Source organism: Pseudomonadota bacterium, from assembly GCA_039815145.1.
Classification (GTDB): Bacteria; Pseudomonadota; Gammaproteobacteria; order Steroidobacterales; family JBCBZW01; genus JBCBZW01.
In genome coordinates this window covers 1-20,348 of sequence record JBCBZW010000090.1, presented here as the reverse complement: position 1 = coordinate 20,348, position 20,348 = coordinate 1, and the positions used below count along the sequence as shown (strand labels likewise).

The 20,348-nt window shown below is 67.0% G+C and carries 18 protein-coding genes; 6 read left to right on the top strand and 12 right to left on the bottom strand.

Annotated elements, in window-relative coordinates:
* The 3 genes from AAF184_18200 to AAF184_18190 all read left to right on the top strand — a co-directional run.
* Positions 1-711, top strand: a 711-nt coding sequence (locus AAF184_18200) for a sensor histidine kinase (GenBank protein ID MEO0424277.1), incomplete at its 5' end; no start/stop codon positions are given.
* Positions 708-1,385: a response regulator transcription factor gene (locus AAF184_18195; GenBank protein ID MEO0424276.1), complete on the top strand. Its 678-nt coding sequence runs from the start codon at positions 708-710 to the stop codon at positions 1,383-1,385. The genes AAF184_18200 and AAF184_18195, both read left to right, overlap by 4 nt.
* A gap of 4 nt (positions 1,386-1,389) precedes the next feature.
* Positions 1,390-1,803 (top strand): hypothetical protein, encoded by a 414-nt coding sequence (locus AAF184_18190; GenBank protein ID MEO0424275.1) that lies wholly within the window; start codon positions 1,390-1,392, stop codon positions 1,801-1,803.
* A 17-nt stretch (positions 1,804-1,820) separates the two neighbouring features.
* On the opposite strand, the gene AAF184_18185 is transcribed toward AAF184_18190, so the two are convergent.
* The 7 genes from AAF184_18185 to AAF184_18155 all read right to left on the bottom strand — a co-directional run bounded on the left by AAF184_18185 (position 1,821) and on the right by AAF184_18155 (position 9,959).
* Positions 1,821-3,299: a sialate O-acetylesterase gene (locus AAF184_18185; protein MEO0424274.1), complete on the bottom strand. Its 1,479-nt coding sequence runs from the start codon at positions 3,297-3,299 to the stop codon at positions 1,821-1,823.
* A 62-nt stretch (positions 3,300-3,361) separates the two neighbouring features.
* Positions 3,362-4,234 carry a sterol desaturase family protein gene (locus AAF184_18180; protein MEO0424273.1) on the bottom strand — a complete coding sequence of 291 codons (873 nt, stop codon included), beginning with the start codon at positions 4,232-4,234 and terminating at the stop codon, positions 3,362-3,364.
* Positions 4,235-4,287: 53 nt separating this feature from the next.
* The gene (locus AAF184_18175) at positions 4,288-4,509 is read right to left on the bottom strand and encodes a helix-turn-helix transcriptional regulator (protein MEO0424272.1); all 222 of its coding nucleotides are present in this window, start codon (positions 4,507-4,509) and stop codon (positions 4,288-4,290) included.
* Positions 4,510-4,515: 6 nt separating this feature from the next.
* Entirely contained in the window at positions 4,516-4,965 is a 450-nt protein-coding gene (locus AAF184_18170; GenBank protein ID MEO0424271.1) for a hypothetical protein, read from the bottom strand.
* 54 nt (positions 4,966-5,019) lie between these two features.
* Positions 5,020-5,619: a 2'-5' RNA ligase family protein gene (locus tag AAF184_18165; protein MEO0424270.1), complete on the bottom strand. Its 600-nt coding sequence runs from the start codon at positions 5,617-5,619 to the stop codon at positions 5,020-5,022.
* Positions 5,620-5,764: 145 nt separating this feature from the next.
* Positions 5,765-7,000: a diguanylate cyclase gene (locus tag AAF184_18160; protein ID MEO0424269.1), complete on the bottom strand. Its 1,236-nt coding sequence runs from the start codon at positions 6,998-7,000 to the stop codon at positions 5,765-5,767.
* On the bottom strand, positions 6,993-9,959 hold the full coding sequence (locus tag AAF184_18155) for an EAL domain-containing protein (GenBank protein ID MEO0424268.1): 2,967 nt from the start codon (positions 9,957-9,959) through the stop codon (positions 6,993-6,995). The genes AAF184_18160 and AAF184_18155 overlap by 8 nt, the downstream gene beginning before the upstream one ends.
* 282 nt (positions 9,960-10,241) lie before the next feature.
* Here AAF184_18155 and AAF184_18150 point away from each other — a divergent pair, with 282 nt between their 5' ends.
* From AAF184_18150 to neuC, 3 genes are read left to right on the top strand one after another with little or no spacing between them, the layout of a single operon-like run.
* A complete protein-coding gene (locus tag AAF184_18150; protein MEO0424267.1) occupies positions 10,242-11,981 on the top strand; it encodes an NAD-dependent malic enzyme in 1,740 nt (579 codons plus the stop codon).
* 5 nt (positions 11,982-11,986) lie between these two features.
* On the top strand, positions 11,987-13,447 hold the full coding sequence (locus tag AAF184_18145; GenBank protein ID MEO0424266.1) for an FAD-binding oxidoreductase: 1,461 nt from the start codon (positions 11,987-11,989) through the stop codon (positions 13,445-13,447).
* Positions 13,444-14,631, top strand: coding sequence for a UDP-N-acetylglucosamine 2-epimerase (gene neuC / locus AAF184_18140; protein ID MEO0424265.1), 1,188 nt, complete (start codon positions 13,444-13,446; stop codon positions 14,629-14,631). The genes AAF184_18145 and neuC overlap by 4 nt, the downstream gene beginning before the upstream one ends.
* Here the strand turns inward: neuC and AAF184_18135 are convergent.
* The 5 genes from AAF184_18135 to AAF184_18115 all read right to left on the bottom strand — a co-directional run.
* Entirely contained in the window at positions 14,628-15,335 is a 708-nt protein-coding gene (locus tag AAF184_18135; GenBank protein MEO0424264.1) for a winged helix-turn-helix domain-containing protein, read from the bottom strand. The two genes, neuC and AAF184_18135, sit on opposite strands and share 4 nt — an antisense overlap.
* Positions 15,336-15,582: 247 nt before the next feature.
* Positions 15,583-16,824, bottom strand: coding sequence for a hydroxymethylglutaryl-CoA synthase (locus AAF184_18130; protein MEO0424263.1), 1,242 nt, complete (start codon positions 16,822-16,824; stop codon positions 15,583-15,585).
* A 225-nt stretch (positions 16,825-17,049) separates the two neighbouring features.
* Positions 17,050-17,595 (bottom strand): BsuPI-related putative proteinase inhibitor, encoded by a 546-nt coding sequence (locus AAF184_18125; protein ID MEO0424262.1) that lies wholly within the window; start codon positions 17,593-17,595, stop codon positions 17,050-17,052.
* A gap of 221 nt (positions 17,596-17,816) precedes the next feature.
* Positions 17,817-19,673: an RNA polymerase sigma factor RpoD gene (gene rpoD / locus AAF184_18120; protein MEO0424261.1), complete on the bottom strand. Its 1,857-nt coding sequence runs from the start codon at positions 19,671-19,673 to the stop codon at positions 17,817-17,819.
* A 192-nt stretch (positions 19,674-19,865) separates the two neighbouring features.
* On the bottom strand, positions 19,866-20,348 hold a 483-nt coding region (locus AAF184_18115), incomplete at its 5' end, for a hypothetical protein (GenBank protein MEO0424260.1).

Here is a 20,348-nt window from a genome sequence, read left to right as displayed (position 1 = left end):
CGATTCCGGGGCGAGTACTTGCGTCTGCTCGAAGAGCGGGCCGAGCATCTCGAGCGCGAGCGCAGCGTGGAAGCGGAGCGCGCGGTTGCTGCCGAGCGCACCCGGATCGCTCGGGAGATGCACGACATCGTCGCCCATCAGTTGAGTCTCATGACCGTGCAGGCCGGGGCGGCGAAGACGGTCAGTAGGTCCGATCCCGAAGCGGCGCGTGAGGCGATGGTGGCGGTGGAGAAGGCGGGGCGTCAGGCGGTCTCCGAGATGCGCCACCTGCTTGGCGTGTTGCGGCCGGTCAGCGAGGAGGCGAATGAGTTGGGGCCGCAGCCTGGGATCGGCGACCTTCCCGCGCTGGTTCGCGAGGTGGGCGACGTCGGACCTCGCGTGGAACTCGCAGTCGACCCCGCCGCGGCCACGCTGCCCGCCCGGCTGCAGCTCACGGCGTACCGGGTGGTGCAGGAGGCGTTGACCAACGTCATTCGGCACGCGGGCACGGACGTGGCCGTAGAGGTGTCGATCGAGTTGAGTGAGGACATCGCCACCGTGGTGGTGAGAGATGACGGGACCGGCGGAAACATCACCGCGAACAGCGGGCACGGGCTTCGGGGCATGCGCGAGCGCGTGCAACTCGTCGGTGGCAAGTTTAGTGCGGGCCGGCGTGCGCAGGGTGGCTTCGAGGTGATTGCGCAGCTGACCCTCGGTGCGGGTGGCCAGTGATGTTACGCGTCCTGGTCGTCGACGATCAGCAGCTCGTGCGCCGTGGCTTCGCCATGGTGTTGGGCCACGAGCCGGACATCGAGGTGGTGGCGGAGGCGGGCGATGGCCTGCAAGCGATCGAGGCGGCGCGCACGTATCATCCGGACATCATCCTCATGGATATCCGCATGCCGCAGCTCGATGGGCTGGAGGCGACGGCGCGTATCCTGGCCGAAGTGGGCGACGCTACCCGCGTGATCATTCTCACCACCTTCGATCCCGACGAGTACGTCTACCGCGCCCTCCAGGCGGGCGCGAGCGGCTTCGTGCTGAAGGACATCCCGCCGGAGGACTTGGTCTCGGCGGTGCGTACGGTGGCCGCGGGTGGCGCCATGCTGGCGCCCGTGATCACCAGGCGACTCATCGCGCGCTTCGCCGATCAGCTCGGAGCGCAGGGCGATCTCACGCAGCGCCTCGAACGCCTGACGGCACGAGAGCGTGAGGTGCTCGAGGCGGTGGCACAGGGCAAGAGCAACGCGGAGATCGCCGCGGCGCTGTTCATCGGCGCGGCCACCGTGAAGACCCACGTCTCCAGCGTACTGTCGAAGCTGGGCTTGCGCGATCGCGCTCAGGCGGTGGTATTCGCCTACGAGTGCGGGCTGGTGAAGGTGGGCCGCCGAGACGTCGGCTTCTGAGCGCATGGGGGCGGTCGGGTTCAACGCCTTGTATCGCGTCGCCGCCGGCCTGGGAGGCCTGCTTGGCGTGTTTTTGCTCATGGGCGCCTACGGCCACGTGGAGGCCACCGCGGCGAGCCCGGAGCGCTCTGTTCCAGCGCTGAGCGCCGACTGGTTTGCCTTGATGCTGCCCGCACTGGTGCTGGCAGCAGCGGGGGTGACGAACGTCGGCGTCTGCATGGCCCTGTGGCGGGGCGCGGACTGGGCCCTACAGCTGGCGTTGCTGGCGACCCTCAGCGCGGTCTTCTACCTAATTTATCTGATGACTACGGACCTGCCCGAGCATCCCGTGGGTCTGTTCCTGGCGCTGGTGGTGTGTCATCTGGTGCTGTTGGCGGGGATCCGCGCCGGGCTCGTATGGCCGGCGCGCTCCGAGTAGGGGCTCGCGCCCGTGCCCTACTCCACGTTCACCCGGAAAGCGGGCACGGCGATGCCCGAGGCGTCCACGGCCCAGGTGCGCTCAAACAGGCGCGAGTTGCCGTAGAGCACCTCCCTCAAGGCACCGCTGATCGGGCGCGAGAGCGCCAGGGTGATCACGTTGTTCGACGCGGCCGTGGCCGTGACCGCGTTGACCCCGGCGCCATCCGTCACCGAGTACAGGCGCGCCTCGCCCGCGAAGACCGTGGCGTCGTAGTGGAGCAGCACGCTGGCGCTGTCGGCACCCACGGTGATCTCCTGCAACTCGGTCAGGGCGTCGACCGTCTGGCCGTAGACCATCTCTCGGGCGGCCAGCGCGAAGCGACTGCCGATGGTCTTGTAGCCTTCGACGGTGTAGTGAATCGTGTCCCAGGTGGGTTGATCGATCGCGGTGGCCAGCGCCACGTTCGGATCTTCCCGGGCCACCAACCGCTGCGCTTCCTGCACGGCGATCCAGGTGGGGACGAAGCTGAACGCGTAGGTGCCGAGCTGACCGACGATGAAGGGCATCTCCGGTCCCTGCAGATCGGCGCGGTAGCTCGCGATCAACTCGCGCAGCAAACGCCGATAGTAGGCGGGTGAGGTCGTGATCGCGTCGGACTCTCCCTGAAACCAGAGCAACCCAGCCGGCGCAGTGCCGTAGTTCTGCAGGCGCGTGCGATAGAGGAGGGAGCCGTAGAGGGTCTCGCGGTTGGTGGGATCGTCGACGTCCCGTTGCCATTGGTTGGCGAGGCTGCTGCCGCCCAGGGGGCCGGGGATGATCGCGATGGGCACGCCGGTAGCGTTGTAGACGTCCTTGGCGAAGCGCAGCATCAACGAGTGGGACGGGAAGTCCAGGGACACCAGGTCGACCTGTTGCCAGAAGCCGTCCATGGGCTCGGTGCCGCGCTTCCAGGCGTAGTCGTTGCCGAAGAGGTGCACCTCATCGATAGGGAGCTCCATCGGGGTGCGCGACTCGGCGTAGCCGGCCATATTGCTCTGCCCGGCCGCGAGGTACACATCGCCCACCGCCACTTCCTCGATGCTCGCTTCGGCGGCCACCTCGCCGGTGACGCCGTCCACGAGGCGCAGCAGTACGTCGTAGTTGCCGCCCGTGGGCACCTCGTCGATCACCCGCTCGAGGGCGGCGCCGTCGCTGGCCTCCACGGGCCAGGTGTTGTCCGCGTAATCCTGGCCGGGAAGCGTATCGCCGCTGCCCGCCATGACGATGCGTGCTTGTAGGGTGCCGCCGTTGGTAAGCGCGTAGTTGAGCCTCAGGGGCATCGGGGCGCCGCCGGCATGGGTGCGTTGGAGGAGCTTCCAGCTGACCGTGCCCCGCGGATTGACTTGGATCTGTAAGTCGTCCTGCGCACTGGCGGGCAGCGCGAGGGCGACCGTGACGGCGGCTGCTGCCATCAGGGCCAACAGGCCCTCTCTAATGAGGCGTGGGGTTGCCCATCCTTGGGTGTGCGCATGCATGTCCTGCTCCTGCTAGAGATCGCGTTGACGCCGTGGCCTCCACAGTGCCACAGGGCGCCGTTTCAAGCACCGCCCCCGGGTGAGGTCCGCGTATCCTGGGGTTCCCGGTAGGGCATCAGGAAGATCTTCCACAGGGATGGCTGGGTCGGGCCCGTACCGGTTTCCTGCGTCGCGGCGTCGCGGAAGGTGCCGAAGAGCCTGTCCCACACGATGGCGGCGCAGCCGAAGTTGGTGTTGCTCTCCTCGAACACCATCGAGTGGTGGTGGATGTGATAGCGGTTGGTCGTGAACAGCCAGCCGATCACGCGCGTGTTGAGATCTAGGTTGGCATGGGCGAGGAACGCGAGGGTGAGGAGCAACAGATAGGAGCCGCCGATGGCGGCGCCGGCGCCGAATAGCAACTCCACGATGGCGCTCGGTATCGTGAGCACCAGCAGGATCTCCAGCGGGTGGTTGGCGCCCGCGTTGACGGCGGCCAGGTTCTTGAACGCGTGGTGCGATCCGTGCCCGGTGAGGCGCCAGATCCACGACCAGCGATGTTCCGCCCGGTGCAGCCAGTACCAGATGAACTCGCTCAGGAAGAAGGCCAGGAATACCTGCGCGATGATCGGCCATTGCGTGGGCCAGATGTCGAGCCCAAGCAGGGCGCGCAGCTGGCTGAGGGCGGGATTGACCGTCTCGGCGTACAGCGGCGCCACCACCGCACCGCCAAATACGTAGGTGCCGATGAAGACGGCGCCCAAGGCGCCCTTATAGCCGATCGGCTGCACCCAATCGGGGCGCCCGGGCCAAAACTGCTCAAGGACGGCGAGCAGCACCTGCACCCCGAGGGCGACGAGCAGGTACACCCACGGCGCTTCCTGATTGAAGTACCAGAGACTTAAGACCCCCACCATCAGGGTGGGTTGAAGGCCGTATTTGATGATCGACGACATGGCGTGCGCACTCTCCCCGTGTTGCCCACCACGCTGCAAGGATCAAGCCAGCGCTATTCCTCCTCGCTCCAGAAGAACACCTCTTCCACCCCTACCTCGAACAGGCGGGCGATACGGAAGGCACTCTCGAGAGATGGCGAGTAGCGGCTCTTTTCGATGGCGGCGATGGTCTGGCGGGTGACGCCAATGGCGTCACCGAGCTCGGCCTGGGACATACCGCCGCGAAGCTCGCGCAGTTCCTTCACGCGATTGCGTAACGGCGTGGGGCGACTCAAGGCCCCCTACCCGAGGCGGTACAGGGCGATGCGCAGGGCGTACTCGGCGATGCTCGCGATCACGAGGCTCGAGAACACGCCGTAGAACAGCCAATCCCCTTGATAGGTGACGAGGTAAAGCCCGAGCGCCAGCAGCACACCGAGAGAGAGCAAGGCGCCGGACGCGCTGGCGGCACGCCGGGCGATCAGTCGGTCACGTTCATCCTCGCCCGCGCTCGCATCGCGTACGGAGCTGAGGGCGGCCACGATGTGGCCGACCACCGCAAGCACCACGAGGATGACGGTGAAGGCGACCAGCACTGGCATCAACGGGGGCACCAACATCCCGGCGGCCTGCGACGCGCCGATGACGAAGTAGAGATACAAGGCGGCGCCCAGCGACAAGCTCAGCACCATCACCCAAGACGACTTCTCCTGGAATCCCATGACCACACCGTTGTTAGAAATATTTAACACGGCGCCATCATGAGCGCGTTTGAGGTCGATGTCAAATATATTTTACATCCGCCTTCAGGCGCCGGGTAATCGAAACATGCGTACCTTGCGGAACTGGAACCGGGCGTCCGGGCGCAGGTAGGTGACGCTACGGCAGGAAAAGCTGCCCGCGGGTGCCTGCTCGCGCAGCTGGCGGAACAGGGCCTCGTCGGCCTGGGGCGATGACAATCCCTCGGTGATGCTCATGTGCGGCACGAAGCCTTCCGTGTGCGGCTGCGAGAGATCGAACAGGCCGGTCTCGTGCAGGGCCTTACGCAGGGCGATGACGCGCCGGGCAGGTTGGACTTCCAACCACAGCACCGGGTCGGGCAGGAAGTGGCGCAGGGGGCCGTAGCGGATATCGAACTGACGTTGCGAGCGCAACAGTTCGGTGATCTGCTGGAGCGCTTGTGGGGTGGGTTCCTGACGAAACGGTTGGGTGAGGGTGATGTGGGTGTCGACGTAGCCCTGGCTGACGGGGTCGTAGCGGGCGCGCCAGCGGTCTACCACGGCACGGACGCGAGCCGGGGGGCGAATCACGAGCGTGCCGAATCGATAGGCGCGCTGCCAGGCCGGCCAGCCGGTGGTATCGATCGTGTGGTCGCCGACGCTTAGGGCGGACTCAGTCGGCGGCACCGCGCCTCGGTGTCTGTCTCCATCTCCCGACATTCCACGCTTCCCTGTTGACGGTCGCGTCGAGCGCAATCGACTCGCTGGAGGGTACGCGAGCACTGTACCGCAGCTCGCCAAGCTCCGCCGGCAAGGTCAGGCCAGTGGATCGTCAGGGCAGCGGTATCGCTGGGTTGGCGAACCACTTCCAGGTGGCCTTGCCGCCGGCCTTCGCCTTGTAGAGTGCTTGGTCGCTTTCGTAGAGCACGGCGTCGACGGAGCGGGCCCCCGGCGGCACTATCGCAAGGCCGACGCTCGCGCCGATGTGCACCTGGGTGCCCTGCACTTCGATCGGCTCTTTCATCTGCTCGACGAGGCGTGCGGCCATCGCCTCCAGATCCTCCGGTGCCTTGGCGTCGGACACCAGGATGACGAACTCATCGCCGCCTAAGCGTGCCGCAAAGTCACCGCGTCGACCCACACCGTGCAGCAGCGTGGTCACGTGGCGCAGCACGTCGTCGCCGGCGGCGTGACCGAGCTGGTCATTGACCGCCTTGAAGCCGTCGAGATCGATGTGCAGGAGACCCGTGTGCTGCTCCTTGCGTCTGCCGCGGGCGAGAGCGGCGGTGGCCTGTTCGTAGAAGTAGCGGCGGTTGGGTAAGCCCGTGAGATCGTCGTGGCTGGCCTTATGGGTGACGTCCTCGAGCTCGCCCGTCCGTCTCCCGATCTCTCGCACCATGGGCCGGAAGATGACCAGCACTTCCACCAGCAGTCCGAGCAGCGTCAGGGCGTAGATGCTGGTCTCGACCCGATCCAGGACATCGATGCGGTGCTCCGCCTCTCGCTGGTACTGGAGCACGACGTCGTTGAGTCCCTTCAGCAGCGGGCCCTTGGCCGTCTCCGCCAGGCGGGAGGCGGCCCTGCTGCGCGCTTCGTCAGGCGCCGCGGCCAGCAGTTCGCGCACATCCGCTTCGAAGGCGCGCACAGCCTCGTCCACGGGGTAGTCGGCCTCGTAGTAGAGCTGGCGCAGGGGGGCGGACATCCCGGCCCTGCCGCCGCTATCGGCGATGATCGCCAAATGCGACGAGCTGAACGTCTGCAAGTCGTGCTCGACGCCGGCCCGCAGGCGGCGCTGAGCGCCGTGGCTCTCGGCCTGCATCAGTTGCACGACCTGTAAAGAGATGCGCTGGGAGAGCATGCGCTGGCGACCGCTGACGTTGATCAGTCGCGCGCTCTCGCCCTGTTCGCCGATCATCGCTTGCGCGGTGAGGAACGTGGCGGTGACGGCGGTGGCGATCAACAGCAGGGCGAGCGTGTAGCTGCGGATGATCCGCCGCTGGATCAGGCGCGCCTCGCTCGCCGGCGCGCCGATTCCCGTGGCGCCCTGGTTGTCGGTCCCCTCATCCATCGGAGGTGATCATGGCGTCGGCGCGGGTGCTGCCCTCGCCGGTGAGCAGGGCGGGCACGGCGCTCGCGGGCACCGGGCGGGCGAAGTAGTAGCCTTGGGCGCGCTCGCACCCCATGTCGCGCAGCAGGGTGAGCTCGTGTTCTTCCTCGATGCCCTCTGCGACTGCGTCGATGCCCAGTTCGTTGCTAAGCGCAACGACCGAGCTGACGATCTTGTGATTGGTGGCGCCCGGGGTCAGGCCGCTTACCAGCGAACGGTCGATCTTCAGGGCGTCCACCGGCAGGCGGTAGAGGTAGCTCAGGGAGGAGTAGCCGGTGCCGAAGTCGTCGATGGAGATCGTGATGCCGCGATCGCGCAGGAGCTGCAGCGTCTCACGTGTGTGCTCGATGTCTTTGACCAGCCCGCTCTCGGTGAGCTCCACGCCGAGGGCGGTCGCCGGCAGCTTGAAGGTCTGTAGCGTCTCATCGATGTAGGTGACGAGGTCGTTGCGCGAGACATCGTGGTTGGAGAGGTTCACGGCGACCCGTGGGAAGCTTACGTCCGGGTGCTGCTGACGCCAGTGGGCGATGGTCCGGCACGCGCTGCGGATCACCCAGCGGTCGAGGGCGACGATGAGCCCCGTCTCCTCGGCGAGGGCCACGAACTCCATGGGACTGATGCTGCCGAGGGTGGGGTGCTGCCAACGGCAGAGGGCCTCGAAGCTGGTGACCACGCCACTGCGCAGGTCGACGATCGGCTGGAAGTGCAAGGCGAGGTTTTCGCTGCGCAGGGCATCGCGCAGATCTTCCTCCAGCCGCTGACGACGCATGGCGCGGTCGCGCATGCTGGCGTCGAATTCGGCGTAGCGTCCGCGGCCGTCGGCCTTGGCCTGGTACAGCGCGATGTCGGCGTCGCGCAGCATCTCCGAGGCTTCCTCGTAGAGCTCATCCCCGTGCACGAGACCGATGCTGGTGCCGACGCGCACCTCCTGGCCGCCGGCGGTCACCGGGTTGTTGAGGGCCGTGAACACGCGGTCCGCCACCTGCAGCGCCTGTTCCTGGGTGGGCAGGTCTTCCAGCAGCAGGACGAACTCGTCACCGCCCAGGCGGGCCGCCAGGTCCGTCTCGCGGGAGAGCACGGAGAGGCGCCGTGCCACTTCGATCAACACCTCATCACCGATCAGGTGCCCTAGGCTGTCGTTGATCACCTTGAAGCCATCGAGATCGAGGAAGAGCACGGCGAAGCGGCGCTCCGGCGTACGACGCACGCGCGAGATGGCGAGGTTGGTGCGCGTGATCAGCTGGCTGCGATTGGCGAGGCCCGTGAGCGAGTCGTGCGTGGCGTGGTGGATGAGTCGCGCTTCGGCCCGTCGGCGATCGCCCACATCTTGCAGGGCGGAGACGGCGAAGATCACCCGGCCCTCGTCGTCGTAGATCGGCGAGCTCCAGAGCTCCACGGCGAGGTCCTCGCCGTCGCGGGTCAGTTCGATGCAGTCGACGTGGGCGGCTTCACCGGTGAGGGCGGGGCCGATGGTCGCGGCTTCTACGCGCTTGAGCACCTCTCGTGTGTGAGCGGTCAGCGCGGCCTGCGACCAGGACTCATCGCCCTCCATTGCGGGTAAGCCCAGCAGTTCGGAAGCGGCGGCGTTGACGAAGACCAGCCGACTGTTGGCGTCGTGGAGCATCGCGCCCACGGGCAGCATCTCGAGGGTCTCGCGCAGCTGATGCTCGGAGTTGGCGAGGGCTGCGTTCAAGTGTTCGAGCTGGGAGAAGGTGTCGCGCAGGCGAGCGGTCATCTGCTCCAGCGCGAGGTGCAGCTGGGCCACCTCGCGACTGCCGGCGCGACCGGGGTCGCCGAGGTCGACGTCCTGGCTGGCGACCGCACCGGTGGCCACCTGGCGCGCCGCTTCACTGAGGCGGGCGAGGGGACCCACGATGCGCCGGGACACCACCGTGCCCGCCAGCAGCGCCATCAGCACCGCGCCCACCGCGAGCGCGAGAGACAGGCGCCAGCTGGCGCGGATGGGCCCCAGGTACACCGCCTCGGGCACGCTGGTGATTACCCGCCAGTCGAGGCCGTTGCCGTCCCGGAACGGGGCCACGTGCACCAGGTGCGTGTCGCCCTGGATGGCCAGGCGCTGGGTGGTGGCCTTGGCGATGCGGTCGACGGCGCCGTCCAGGGCGGTGAGGGTCATCGCGGCCAGGGACTCGCCGTCGACCTCCTCGGGCCTGGAGCTCGCGAGCACCTGCCCGGTGCCGTCGGTCACGAACACGACGCCCTCCTGGGCCGCTTCGATCGTCGACAGAAAGTCCGACAGTGCCTCCAGCGAGATGGCCGAACTCACGACGCCCTCGACATGTCCGCTGGCCGAGTCGACGATGGGATGCACGGCGCTCAGCAGGAGCGCGCCGGTGGCGTAGTTGCGGTAGGGGTCGGTCCACGCCGTGCCGTCGCTGGCGAGACCCAGCTGGAACCAGGGGCGTGAGCGCAGATCGTAGGGATCGGAGCGCTCCGCCACCCCGAGCTGCGCCTCGGGGCCCAGGGCACGGGTGGTGAGTTGCTCTGGCGTATCCGCCTCGGTGAGCTGGGCGACGATGCGGTCGCCGCGATCGTCGCGACTCGCCGCCGTGACCCAGCCGTCGATGCGCCCGACGCCCGAGACGTAGAGGGCCGGGTCCTGCTGCATGGGGTAGGCGAGGTAGCTGAGCAGTGCCTCGCGCGCTTCGGGATCGATCAAGCCACCCGAGATAACGTGAGCCACGTCCTGGGTGATGCGCTCCGGCTTGGCCAAGAACTCGTCCAGGTAGTGCGTCACCTCGCCCGCAACGCTGCGCCAGAGGTCCGCACTCAGGCTGTCGACCGAGCGTCGGCCCGCATCGAGCAGCAACCCACCCACCACGGCCACCGCCACGCTGACGATGGCGATGAAGGGCGCGGTGAGCAGAAGATGGAGGGACGAGCGGGAACGGACGGATTGCATCGGGACGTGGACTGACTATTCGGCCCAGGAATTATCCGCTCGCAATCCTTCGCGGGCGGTGCAGCAGGTCCAGTTTCAGGGTTTGTAACGGTATCTCGCGCAGCGGTTACCATCTGCTTTCTGTGAGCCAGCTCGCTTTCCAAGCGGTGGCGCCCGGCCGGTGACGCGGTGGGCGTGATTCCGCAGTCGCGTTTGCGCGAGCGCGAGACCTGCGCCCCGGTGGGGCGGAGGCCCTCGGGAGCTGTCCATTGTGTCGCCCGCGCAAGTCGAGGACCCCAAGAAATGCCCACGAGACGCTTCGCCCTGAGCCGTGACGAGGAGGGCCGCGAGGTACTGGACGTACCCCTGCGCGGGCTGACGATGTTGCGCCAACCGCTCTACAACAAGGGCACGGCCTTCAGCCCCACGGAGCGCCAGGACTTCCATCTCGAGGGCGTGTTGCCGAGCCAGTTCGCCACCATCGAGCTGCAGGCCCGGCGCATCTACGCCTCGATCTGCAACTACGACGAACCCCTCAACCGCTACATCGCCCTGTCCGCGCTCCAGGACCGCAACGAGCACCTGTTCTATCGCGTCCTCGTCGAGCACCTCGCCGAGCTGATGCCGATCGTCTACACCCCCACGGTCGGTCAGGCCACCCAGCGCTACAGCGAGACCTTCCGCCGCGGACGCGGCATCTGGATCACCCCGGATCAGAAGGGACGCATCGCCGAGGTGCTGCGCGGCGCCGCGCCCTGGTTGGACGTGGAGCTGATCGTGTGCACGGACAACGAGTCGATTCTCGGCATCGGCGATCAGGGTGCCGGCGGCATCGCCATCTGCGTAGGTAAGCTCTCCCTCTATTGCGCCGGCGCGGGCATTCACCCGGCGCGCACCTTACCGATCAGCCTCGATGTGGGCACGGACAACGAGGCCCTGCTCGGGGATGATCTCTACCTCGGCTGGCCCCACCCACGCCTGCGCGGTGCCGCTTACGATGAGCTGGTGGCCGAGTTCGTCGCCGCGGTGAAGGAGGTGTTTCCGCGCGCCCTGGTGCAGTGGGAGGACTTCCGCCACCGCAACGCCCTGGCCATCCTCGAGCGCTACCGGGGCGATCTGCTCTCCTTCAACGACGACATCCAGGGCACGGGCGCCGTCGCCCTGGCCGGTGTGCTGTCGGCCCTGCGGATCACCGGCGAACGCCTCGAGCAGCAGCGCATCCTGATCATGGGCGCCGGGGCGGCCGGCTACGGTATCGCCATGCAGCTGAAGGCCGGCTTGGTCGATGCTGGCGTTGCCGGTGAGGACACGGGGCAGCAAATCGCCGTGCTGGACAGTCGTGGGCTGATCGTGATGCACGATGAGTTGACGGGCTACAAGCGCGAACTCGCCTGGTCGCCCGACCGAGCGCGCGAGGCGGGCCTCGACGATCCGGCTCAACGTGACCTGTTGCAGGTGGTGCGTCGCTGGCACCCAACGGTATTGATCGGTGCTTCGGGCGTCCCCAGTGCCTTCGACGAGGCGGTGGTGCGGGCGATGGCCGAGGCCGTCGAGCGGCCGGTCATCATGCCCTTCTCCAATCCCACGGCGAATGCCGAAGCGGTGCCCGCCGATGTGCTGCACTGGACCGATGGCCGCGCCCTGGTGGCCACCGGCAGCCCCTTCGAGGATGTGATCTTCGGCGACCGGCGCCACCGCATCGGTCAGGGCAACAACGTGTTCATCTTCCCCGGCCTCGGCATGGGCGCGCTCCTGGCGGGGGCCTCGCAGGTGACCGACGGCATGATCAGCGCTGCGTCCCAAGCCCTGGCGGACGCCGTGGCGGACGACGAACTCGCCGACGGTCTGCTGTTCCCGGCCATCGAGCGCTTGCGCGAGGTGTCGGCGCAGGTGGCGACGGCGGTGATGGCAAGAGCCATGGACGATGGCGTGGCACTCGCCGCGGATCGTGACACCATCGCCGAGCGCGTGACGCAGGCCATGTGGTACCCGGAGTACCCCCACTTCAATCCGGTGGCGGTGGACGCCTGCGAGGACTACTGAAGCCTATGGATCGTCGCGAGGCGTTGCAGGCTATCGCCGCCTGCGTGGGTCCGCCGGGTGTGGTGGATGCTGACGCAGACGGCGAGCGATACCTGATCGATCACCGTCGCCAGTACCAGGGGCAGGCCGCCATGATCGTGCGCCCGGCCGACGTCGCCAGCGTCGCCGAGGTGGTGCGCTTGGCGGCAGGGGCTGGGCTCGCTGTGGTACCCCAGGGCGGCAACACCGGCTACTGCGGCGGTGCCACCCCCGGCATCGACGGCCAGGGCACCGGCGAGCGAACGATTCTCTTGAGCTTGGAGCGCCTGCGTGGAATCCGCCAGGTGGATCCCGTCGGCTACAGCATGACGGTGGAGGCGGGCGCTGTGCTCGCCGACGTGCAGGCGGCCGCCGAGCGCGAGGGCATGCTGTTCCCGCTCTCGCTCGGGTCGGAAGGTTCCTGCCAGATCGGTGGCAACCTCGCCACCAACGCGGGCGGCACGGCGGTCTTGCGCTACGGCAACGCGCGCGAACTCGTGCTCGGCGTCGAAGTGGTGCTGGCCGATGGCCAGATCTGGAACGGCCTTCGCGAACTGCGCAAGGACAACGCGGGCTACGACCTGAAGCAACTGTTTCTCGGCGCCGAGGGCACCCTCGGCATCATCACGGCAGCCGTCCTGAAGCTGTTTCCCTTACCGCGGGAGCGAGCCACGGCGCTGGTGGCGGTGACGGACGTCGATGCCGCTTGCCAGCTGCTCAGCCTGGCGCGCCGCGAGAGCGCCGACGCCGTGACCTCCTTCGAGTACCTGCCCCGCTTCGCGTTGGAGCTGGTCGCGACACATATCGAAGGCGGCACCAACCCGTTGGCCGACGCGAACTACCACCACTACGTACTAGTGGAACTGTCCTCCGCAGCGCCCGAGGCACGGCTGGAGGCCCGCCTCGAGCACCTGTTGGCGAAGGGCCATGCGCGCGGTTGGGTCCGCGACGCCGTGGTGGCACAGAGCGAGGCCCAGCGTCAGCACCTGTGGCGGTTGCGCGAGAACGTGCCGGAGGCGCAGCGGCTGGCGGGCGGGTCCTTCAAACACGACGTGTCGGTGCCCATCCCTGCCCTGGCCGCGTTTCTCGCGCAGGGGCTCGCCGGCGCGGCGGCGGCGGCGCCTGACGCGCGGCCGTGTGTCTACGGACACATCGGCGATGGCAATCTGCATTTCAACTTCATGGCCCCGCAAGGTGAGGGCTTGGCCGAGCACTTCGAGGGCGATCGCGGTGCGCAGGTGTCGGCCGCCGTGCTCGATGCCGCCGCCGCCCATGGCGGCAGCGTCTGTGCCGAGCATGGGGTGGGATACCTCAAGCGACCGTTGCTCGCGGGCTACCAGGACGCCGTCTCCATCGATCTCATGCGTCGTGTGAAGGCAGCGCTTGACCCTGAGGGCACGTTGAATCCCCACAAGGTGATTCCCGATGATCCCGGAGGCGGCGAGTGAGCGAGGCGCGGCGCCACGTCGCCGTCATCACCACCAGCCGGGCCGACTATAGCCACCTGTACTGGGTGTTGAAGGAGATGGACGCGAGCGCCCATCTGCGGCTCTCGCTCGTGGTATGCGGATCTCACCTAAGTGATACCTTCGGCGACACGGTGAGCGAGATCGAGGCTGACGGCTTTGAGGTGGCGGCCCGCGTCGGCTGCCTGGCCGCCGGCGACGACGATGTGGCGATGGCGCAGACCATCGGCGACGCCGTGCTGGGTCTCGCCCAGGTGCTCGGGGAGATGCGTCCGGACCTCGTGCTCCTGATCGCCGATCGCTACGAGATGCTGGCGCCTGCGGCCGTCGCCACCACCCTGCGTATCCCCATCGCCCACATCGAGGGCGGTGAGGTGAGTCAGGGGGCGATCGACGATCCTATTCGCAACGCCCTGACCAAGCTCTCCCACGTGCATTTCACGCCGACGGCGCTGTCGCGGCGTCGGGTGTTGGGGATGGGCGAGGAGCCCTGGCGGGTGCATTGCACGGGTGCGCCGTCCCTCGATCACCTGGCCCGCAGCGCGCTGCCCACCGGCGAAGCGCTGATCGAGGCCTTGGGCTTCGTTCCAACTCAGGGCCACGTCGTGGTAGCGGTGCATCCGCTCACCTTGGCCCAGGATACGCTGCGCGAAGCCGACGCCACCTTCGAGGCCCTGCACGAGTTACTGAGCGAATCCGTTTGCCAGCTCGTCTTTTGCTTTCCGAACGCGGACGCGGGCGGCCAAGCCCTGATCGCGCGGGCTCGAGCGTTGGAAACGCAGTACGGCGAGCCCCGCGTGCGCCTGCGCGTGAACCTCAATCCGCGCGTCTACTGGGCGTTACTCGGTCAGGTGGGCTGCCTGCTCGGGAACAGCTCCAGCGGCATCATGGAGGCGCCGGCCCTGCGCTTGCCGGCCGTGAACGTGGGGGAGCGTCAGGCCGGGCGCGAGCGGGCCCGCAACATCATCGATGTGCCCGCAGAGCGTGCACGCATCGTCGAGGCGGTGCGCGAGGCGCTCAGCGAGCGCTTTCGAGCGTCGTTGAGCGGGATGGAAAATCCCTACGGGGATGGGGATGCGGCCGCGCGGATCGTGCGCGTGCTCGAGGGCGTTCCCCTGGGGGAGGGGCTGTTGCGCAAGGCGCCCGTCCCGCCGGTGTCCCCCTAACAGTCGCACTCGGAGGGAAACCGATACCCCACGCCGCGCACGGTCTCGATTCGTGCGCAGTGACCGGCCTGGTCCAAGGCCTGACGAAGTCGGCGCACGTGCACGTCGACGGAGCGCTCCACCATGTCCTCGCGTGCGTGCCACACGCTGTTCAGCAGCTGCAGGCGCGTGTGCACTCGATCGGGGTATCGCATGAAGTAACGCAGGAGACGAAACTCGGCGGGCCGCAGGCGCACGCTGGAGGTTGCCGTGGTGGCTGAGTAGTTGCTCGCATCGACGGTGAGGCCGTTGAGTTCGATCACCTCGGCGGGGCTGTCGCTCCGACGCAGCAACGCCTTGATGCGGGCCATCATCTCCGGCAGGGACAGGGGCTTGACCATGTAGTCGTCGGCGCCGCGCTGCAGGCCGCTCACCCGAGCGTCTTCACTGCCGTCCCGGGAGACGAGCATGACCGGCACGTCGGCGCAGTTGCCCTGGCCCTTCAAGGTGTCGAGGGCGACTTCGTCTCCCTCGTGCCGCTGCGCGCCTTGCGAGCGCCACTGCAGTACTACCAGGTTCGGTCGCCACGCGGCCACGGCCTCGATAGCGGGCCCCGGATGTGCCGACTCGAGGGTCATGTAGCCGTGCTCGTACAGGGTGCGCGAGAGGTTCGCGCGGTCCGAGTGGTCCTCGTCGATGACCAGGATTCGGCGCGAGGCGTCCAACAACGAGTCTCCGCTTAGGGGCGAGGGTTGCTTGGGCTTGGTCCTAAGTCGTGCGTTCACCGCGCGAGCTGGTAGGGGCCATCCTCGACGCGCGGGCTGGCCGTACGCACCGCGCTCGGGCGTTGCGTTTCGAGGGAGCATTGGAGCAGAGAATCATGACAGCCACGTTTCACCGGTGCGTCCGGTGGGCTGTACGGCACGGCCGAGTGGGAGCCTCGGCGTCGGGCGGCCGAGGCTCGCGCTTAGCCTAGGCGGAGTAGCGGCGTTGGTGGTCGACCGTGCCGACGTAGTAGAGGCCGCCGTCGAGGCCCCAGCGTGAGGGATCGGCGATCTCCGTGCCGTTCTGATCGGCCTCTTCGCTGGCGATGCACAAGCGCTCGTAGTCCTCGATCGACAGGCGCCGGCGGCCCGCCAGGTGAGTGCTCGGATCGATGGCTTCCGCGTAGCGCGCGGCGCCCTCGGTGACGTTGGCCACGGAGAGCGCAGCCCCGCAGCCGCTGCCGTAGGAGAACAGGCTCACCGTGTTGCCCTCGCGCTCGGTGTCCGCCTGGCGCAGGTAGTCGATCAGGGAGAGGAACAGAGAGCCCGTGTAGATGTTGCCGACCACGGCGTTGAGGCTCAGCCACGGTTCCACCCGCTGCTTGTAGCTCGCGTTGATGGTGGCGGCTTCCTCCGCGTCACGCTCGACGCTGTGACCGAGCTCCGTCTCCCAGTGGCGGTGGTGGGCCTTGCGCGCCATCTTGGTGAAGGGCACGTGGTAGAAGCAGGCGTCGAGCTGGCTCATGGCGAAGGCGTCGGCGCCGCCGGCGTGTTCGCTGGCATCGTGCCAGCAGCCGCTGAAGGCATCGAGGTAGCAGTCGATGGAGTAGTGGCCATCGGCGAAGGCGTACTTGCTGTAGAGCGGTCGCCAGAAGTCCATCACCTGGCGGGTGTACTCGCCGGAGAGGGCCGTGTTCAAGGTGAACAAGCGCGGATCGCTGGAGACGACCATCGCCACTGCGCCCGCCCCTTGGGTCGGCTCGCCCGGCGTGTTGATGCCGTAGCGGGCGATGTCGGAGGCGATGATCAGCGCCTTGCGGCCGCGGGCGCGGCCGGCCAGGATCCAATCGGTGGCCGTGCTGAGGCCAGCCATGGCGCCGTAGCAGGCGTGCTTGGTCTCGAAGGTGCGGCAGCTGGTGGGCAGACCGAGGAGTTCATGCACGTACACGGCGGTCGGCTTGGAGTGATCCACGCCTGTCTCCGTGCCCACGATCAGCGTGCCGATCTCGCCCGGATCGATGTCGAAGGCGCGCAGGGCCTGGCGCCCGGCGAGGGCAGCCATGGTGACCGTGTCTTCGCAGGGCGTGGCCACGGCCATCTCGCGCTGGCCGATGCCGCGGGTGAACTTCTCCGGCTCCACGTTCCGTGCCTTCGCCAGGTCCTCCATGTCCACGAAGCATTCCGGTCCATAGAACGCCATGGCGTCAATGCCTACTCTGATCTGACTCACTCAGCTTTACCTCTCGCTACCCAGGCCTGTCGCGTGCGCGCAACCCGCTTACGGGCGTCAGCTTTTACTGCCGACAAAAACGCCAAGCCTACCCCCTGCGTGGGCTCGCGCCAACGCTATGGGGAATGGAGGGGTGAGCAGGTGACGGGGAATTCGCGGCCCCTCGTGGCCGCGGTGGCGCTGGATCAGTCGGTAGCGGGTGGCCGGTCCACAGGATAGTGAGGGTTACAGAAGGGTGATCGCCAGGGGCTCAGGCGGCGCTACCGAATCGCCCGCCGTCTCGAAGGTCCAGTCAGCGCTTGCGTCGATGAGGTAGCTGCCTGCGCCGAGGCGCGAACCGTTGTCGTTGGTGCCGAGCCACACCTCGTCGAAGGTGATGGTCTCCCCAGGGAGGACCTCAGCCCGGAAGATCACGTCATTGCACGCCGCTTCGTCGTCGATCGATCGCCAGAGCACCTGGTTGTTACGCAGGGCATTGAAGGTGACCACATCGCACGGTTGGCCGGTCTGAAAAGCCACGGTGCGATCGGACGGGTTACTCACCTCGAGGGTGAGGGTGATCTCTTCGCCCGCTGTGAAACTGTCGGTCGGTACGCCGAACTTGTCGCTCGCCTTCAGCGAGGTCACCAGCGCGACGCTCCCCTCAGGCGGGGGGGCCACAGGCGGAGCCGGGATCGGGGCAACGGGCGCTTCCGACGATCCGTCATTGCAGGCACCCAGGGTCAGGGCGAGGGTCAGCAGGATGAGTGTGAGCGGGTGTCGATTCATCATGGCATCTACCATCAAGAGAATTATGAGTGACCCAACAAGAATGGAAACATTCTCAGTGATGGTAGTGGCGTGTGCAAGGGCGCTCACCGAGAGAGCGGGCGGTATCACACGCGCTGCCTGGCGCGCCGCCGATGGCGTAGGATCGGGGTCGCGGAAACGAAAACGCCTGCCACCTCAGCTGGAGGTGGCAGGCGTTACGCGCCCGTTCGCTGCCGGGTGACTCAGTCTTCCAGCAGGAAGCTCCGCAGCTGCTCCGAGCGGGTCGGGTGGCGCAGCTTGCGCAGGGCCTTGGCCTCGATCTGGCGGATACGCTCGCGGGTGACGTCGAACTGCTTGCCGACCTCCTCCAGCGTGTGGTCCGTGTTCATGTCGATGCCGAAGCGCATGCGCAGCACCTTGGCCTCGCGCGGCGTGAGGCTGGCGAGCACCGCGTGGGTGGTCTCGCGCAGGCCCTCCACCGTGGCCGAGTCGACCGGTGAGTGCACGGACTGATCTTCGATGAAGTCGCCGAGGTGCGAATCCTCGTCGTCGCCGATGGGCGTCTCCATGGAGATCGGCTCTTTGGCGATCTTCAGCACCTTGCGCACCTTGTCTTCCGGCATCTCCATGCGGATGGCCAGCTCCTCGGGCGTCGGCTCGCGACCCATCTCCTGCAGCATCTGCCGGCTGATGCGGTTCAGCTTGTTGATGGTCTCGATCATGTGCACCGGGATGCGGATCGTGCGGGCCTGGTCCGCGATGGAGCGGGTGATGGCCTGACGGATCCACCAGGTGGCATAGGTGGAGAATTTGTAGCCGCGGCGGTACTCGAACTTGTCCACGGCCTTCATCAGGCCGATGTTGCCCTCCTGGATGAGGTCCAGGAACTGCAGGCCACGGTTCGTGTACTTCTTGGCGATGGAGATCACCAGGCGAAGGTTGGCCTCGACCATCTCCTTCTTCGCCCGGCGGGCCTTGGCCTCGCCGATCGACATTTGGCGGTTGATCTCCTTGATCTCACCGATCGGCAGGAAGGACTTCTGCTCGTAGGCGATCAGCTTGCGCTGGGCGCGGATGATGTCGTCCTTGAGCTTGGCCAACTGCGAGGAGTGCTTGCGCTTGGCCCGGATGTGCTTGTTGATCCAATCGAGATTGGTCTCGTTCTCCGGGAAGCTGCCGATGAACTCCTTGCGCGGCATGCCCGCCTGACGGATGCAGAAGGTCATGATCTGGCGCTCGAGGGAGCGGATGCGATCGACCGTGCTGCGCAGGTTCTCGATCAGCGCTTCGAACATCTTCGGCGCCAGCTTCAGCTCCATGAACTGGGCGGCAAGTTCCTTGCGCAGTTCCATGGTGGCGTCGGCCTGGCTGCCGTTCTCGGCGATGGAGGCGAGGACCTTCTCGTGGAGGGCGCGGATCGAGGTCATGCGCTGCTGCGCTTCCTCGGGATCCGGACCGGTGGGCCCTTCGTCCTCTTCTTCCTCGTCGTCCTTGTTGTCAGCGGCGTCCTTGGCGTCCTTGGCGTCGGCGCCATTCGCGTTGGGGCCACCGCGATTCTGCGGATTCTGAATCTCGTCGGGCTCGTTCGGATCGATGAAGCCCGTGATGATGTCGATCAGGCGGCCTTCGCCGGCTTCCACCGGGGCGTAGGCGCCGAGCAGGCGATCGTAGGTGGTCGGGAACACGGCCAGGGCGTTACGCACCTGCGTGAGGCCATCCTCGATGCGCTTGGCGATGCGGATCTCGCCCTCGCGGGTGAGCAGTTCCACGGTGCCCATTTCACGCATGTACATGCGTACCGGGTCCGTGGTGCGCCCGAACTCGGCGTCCACGTTAGCCAGCGCCGCCGCGGCCTCGTCCGCCGCGTCGTCATCGTCCGACACCACCGTGTCCGAGAGGAGCACGGACTCGGCATCCGGTGCCTTCTCGTGCACCGTGATGCCCATGTCATTGATCATGTTCACGATATCTTCGATCTGCTCGGGATCGACGATGTCGTTTGGCAGGTGGTCGTTGACTTCCGCGTAGGTCAGATAGCCCTGCTCCTTGCCTCGTGCGATGAGGATTTTCAGCTGGGACTGACGGTCTTCCGGAACGATCGGTAGCTTAGGTTCGCTCAAGTTCTGTGCCTGTTTAGGTCAAGCCACGGAAACCGGTCAGTATAGACGCAGTCTCGTGGTCTATCCATAGCCCGCCGGCGGGCGCGGGTCCCTCTGGGTGTGAAACATCCTGTCTGCAGGTGAACGCTCGGGTCTGCCCCACCGGGCTTGCCTCGGCAGCCGTTGGCCGCCCTAGTGAGGTGCCTTCAGCAAGTCCTGCAGTTCACGTTTCTCGTCGCTGGTCAGCTCTGCGGCCGGCCGCTGCATCAGTTCGGCGGCGCGGTGCTGCCGCCCTTCGGCGGCAATCTTTGCCAGGCAGGCGGTCAGGTCAGCGGCCGCGGCTGGCAGGACATCCCCCACCACCTGGCGGGAGGCATCGTCTTCCAGTAGCACGCGCTGGGCGGCCAGGGCAGTGAGGTGGCGTCCTGCCTCCTCCTCGCGCCAGCGCTCTACCAGCGTTGCGGTGGTGATGTTTGGGTTACTCCGGGCAACTTCAATCACCTCCGCCAATAGAGATGCACCGGGTACGGGTAGCGTTGCTAACGCGCTCGTATCTCCTGCATCGGCAGCGATCGACGGATAGTTGAGCACCAGGCGTAGGGCGCGGCGCACGAGCGTGTCCCGTTGGGGCTGCTGACGGCGTCGCTGGGGCGGCGGGCGACGCGGCGATTCTGG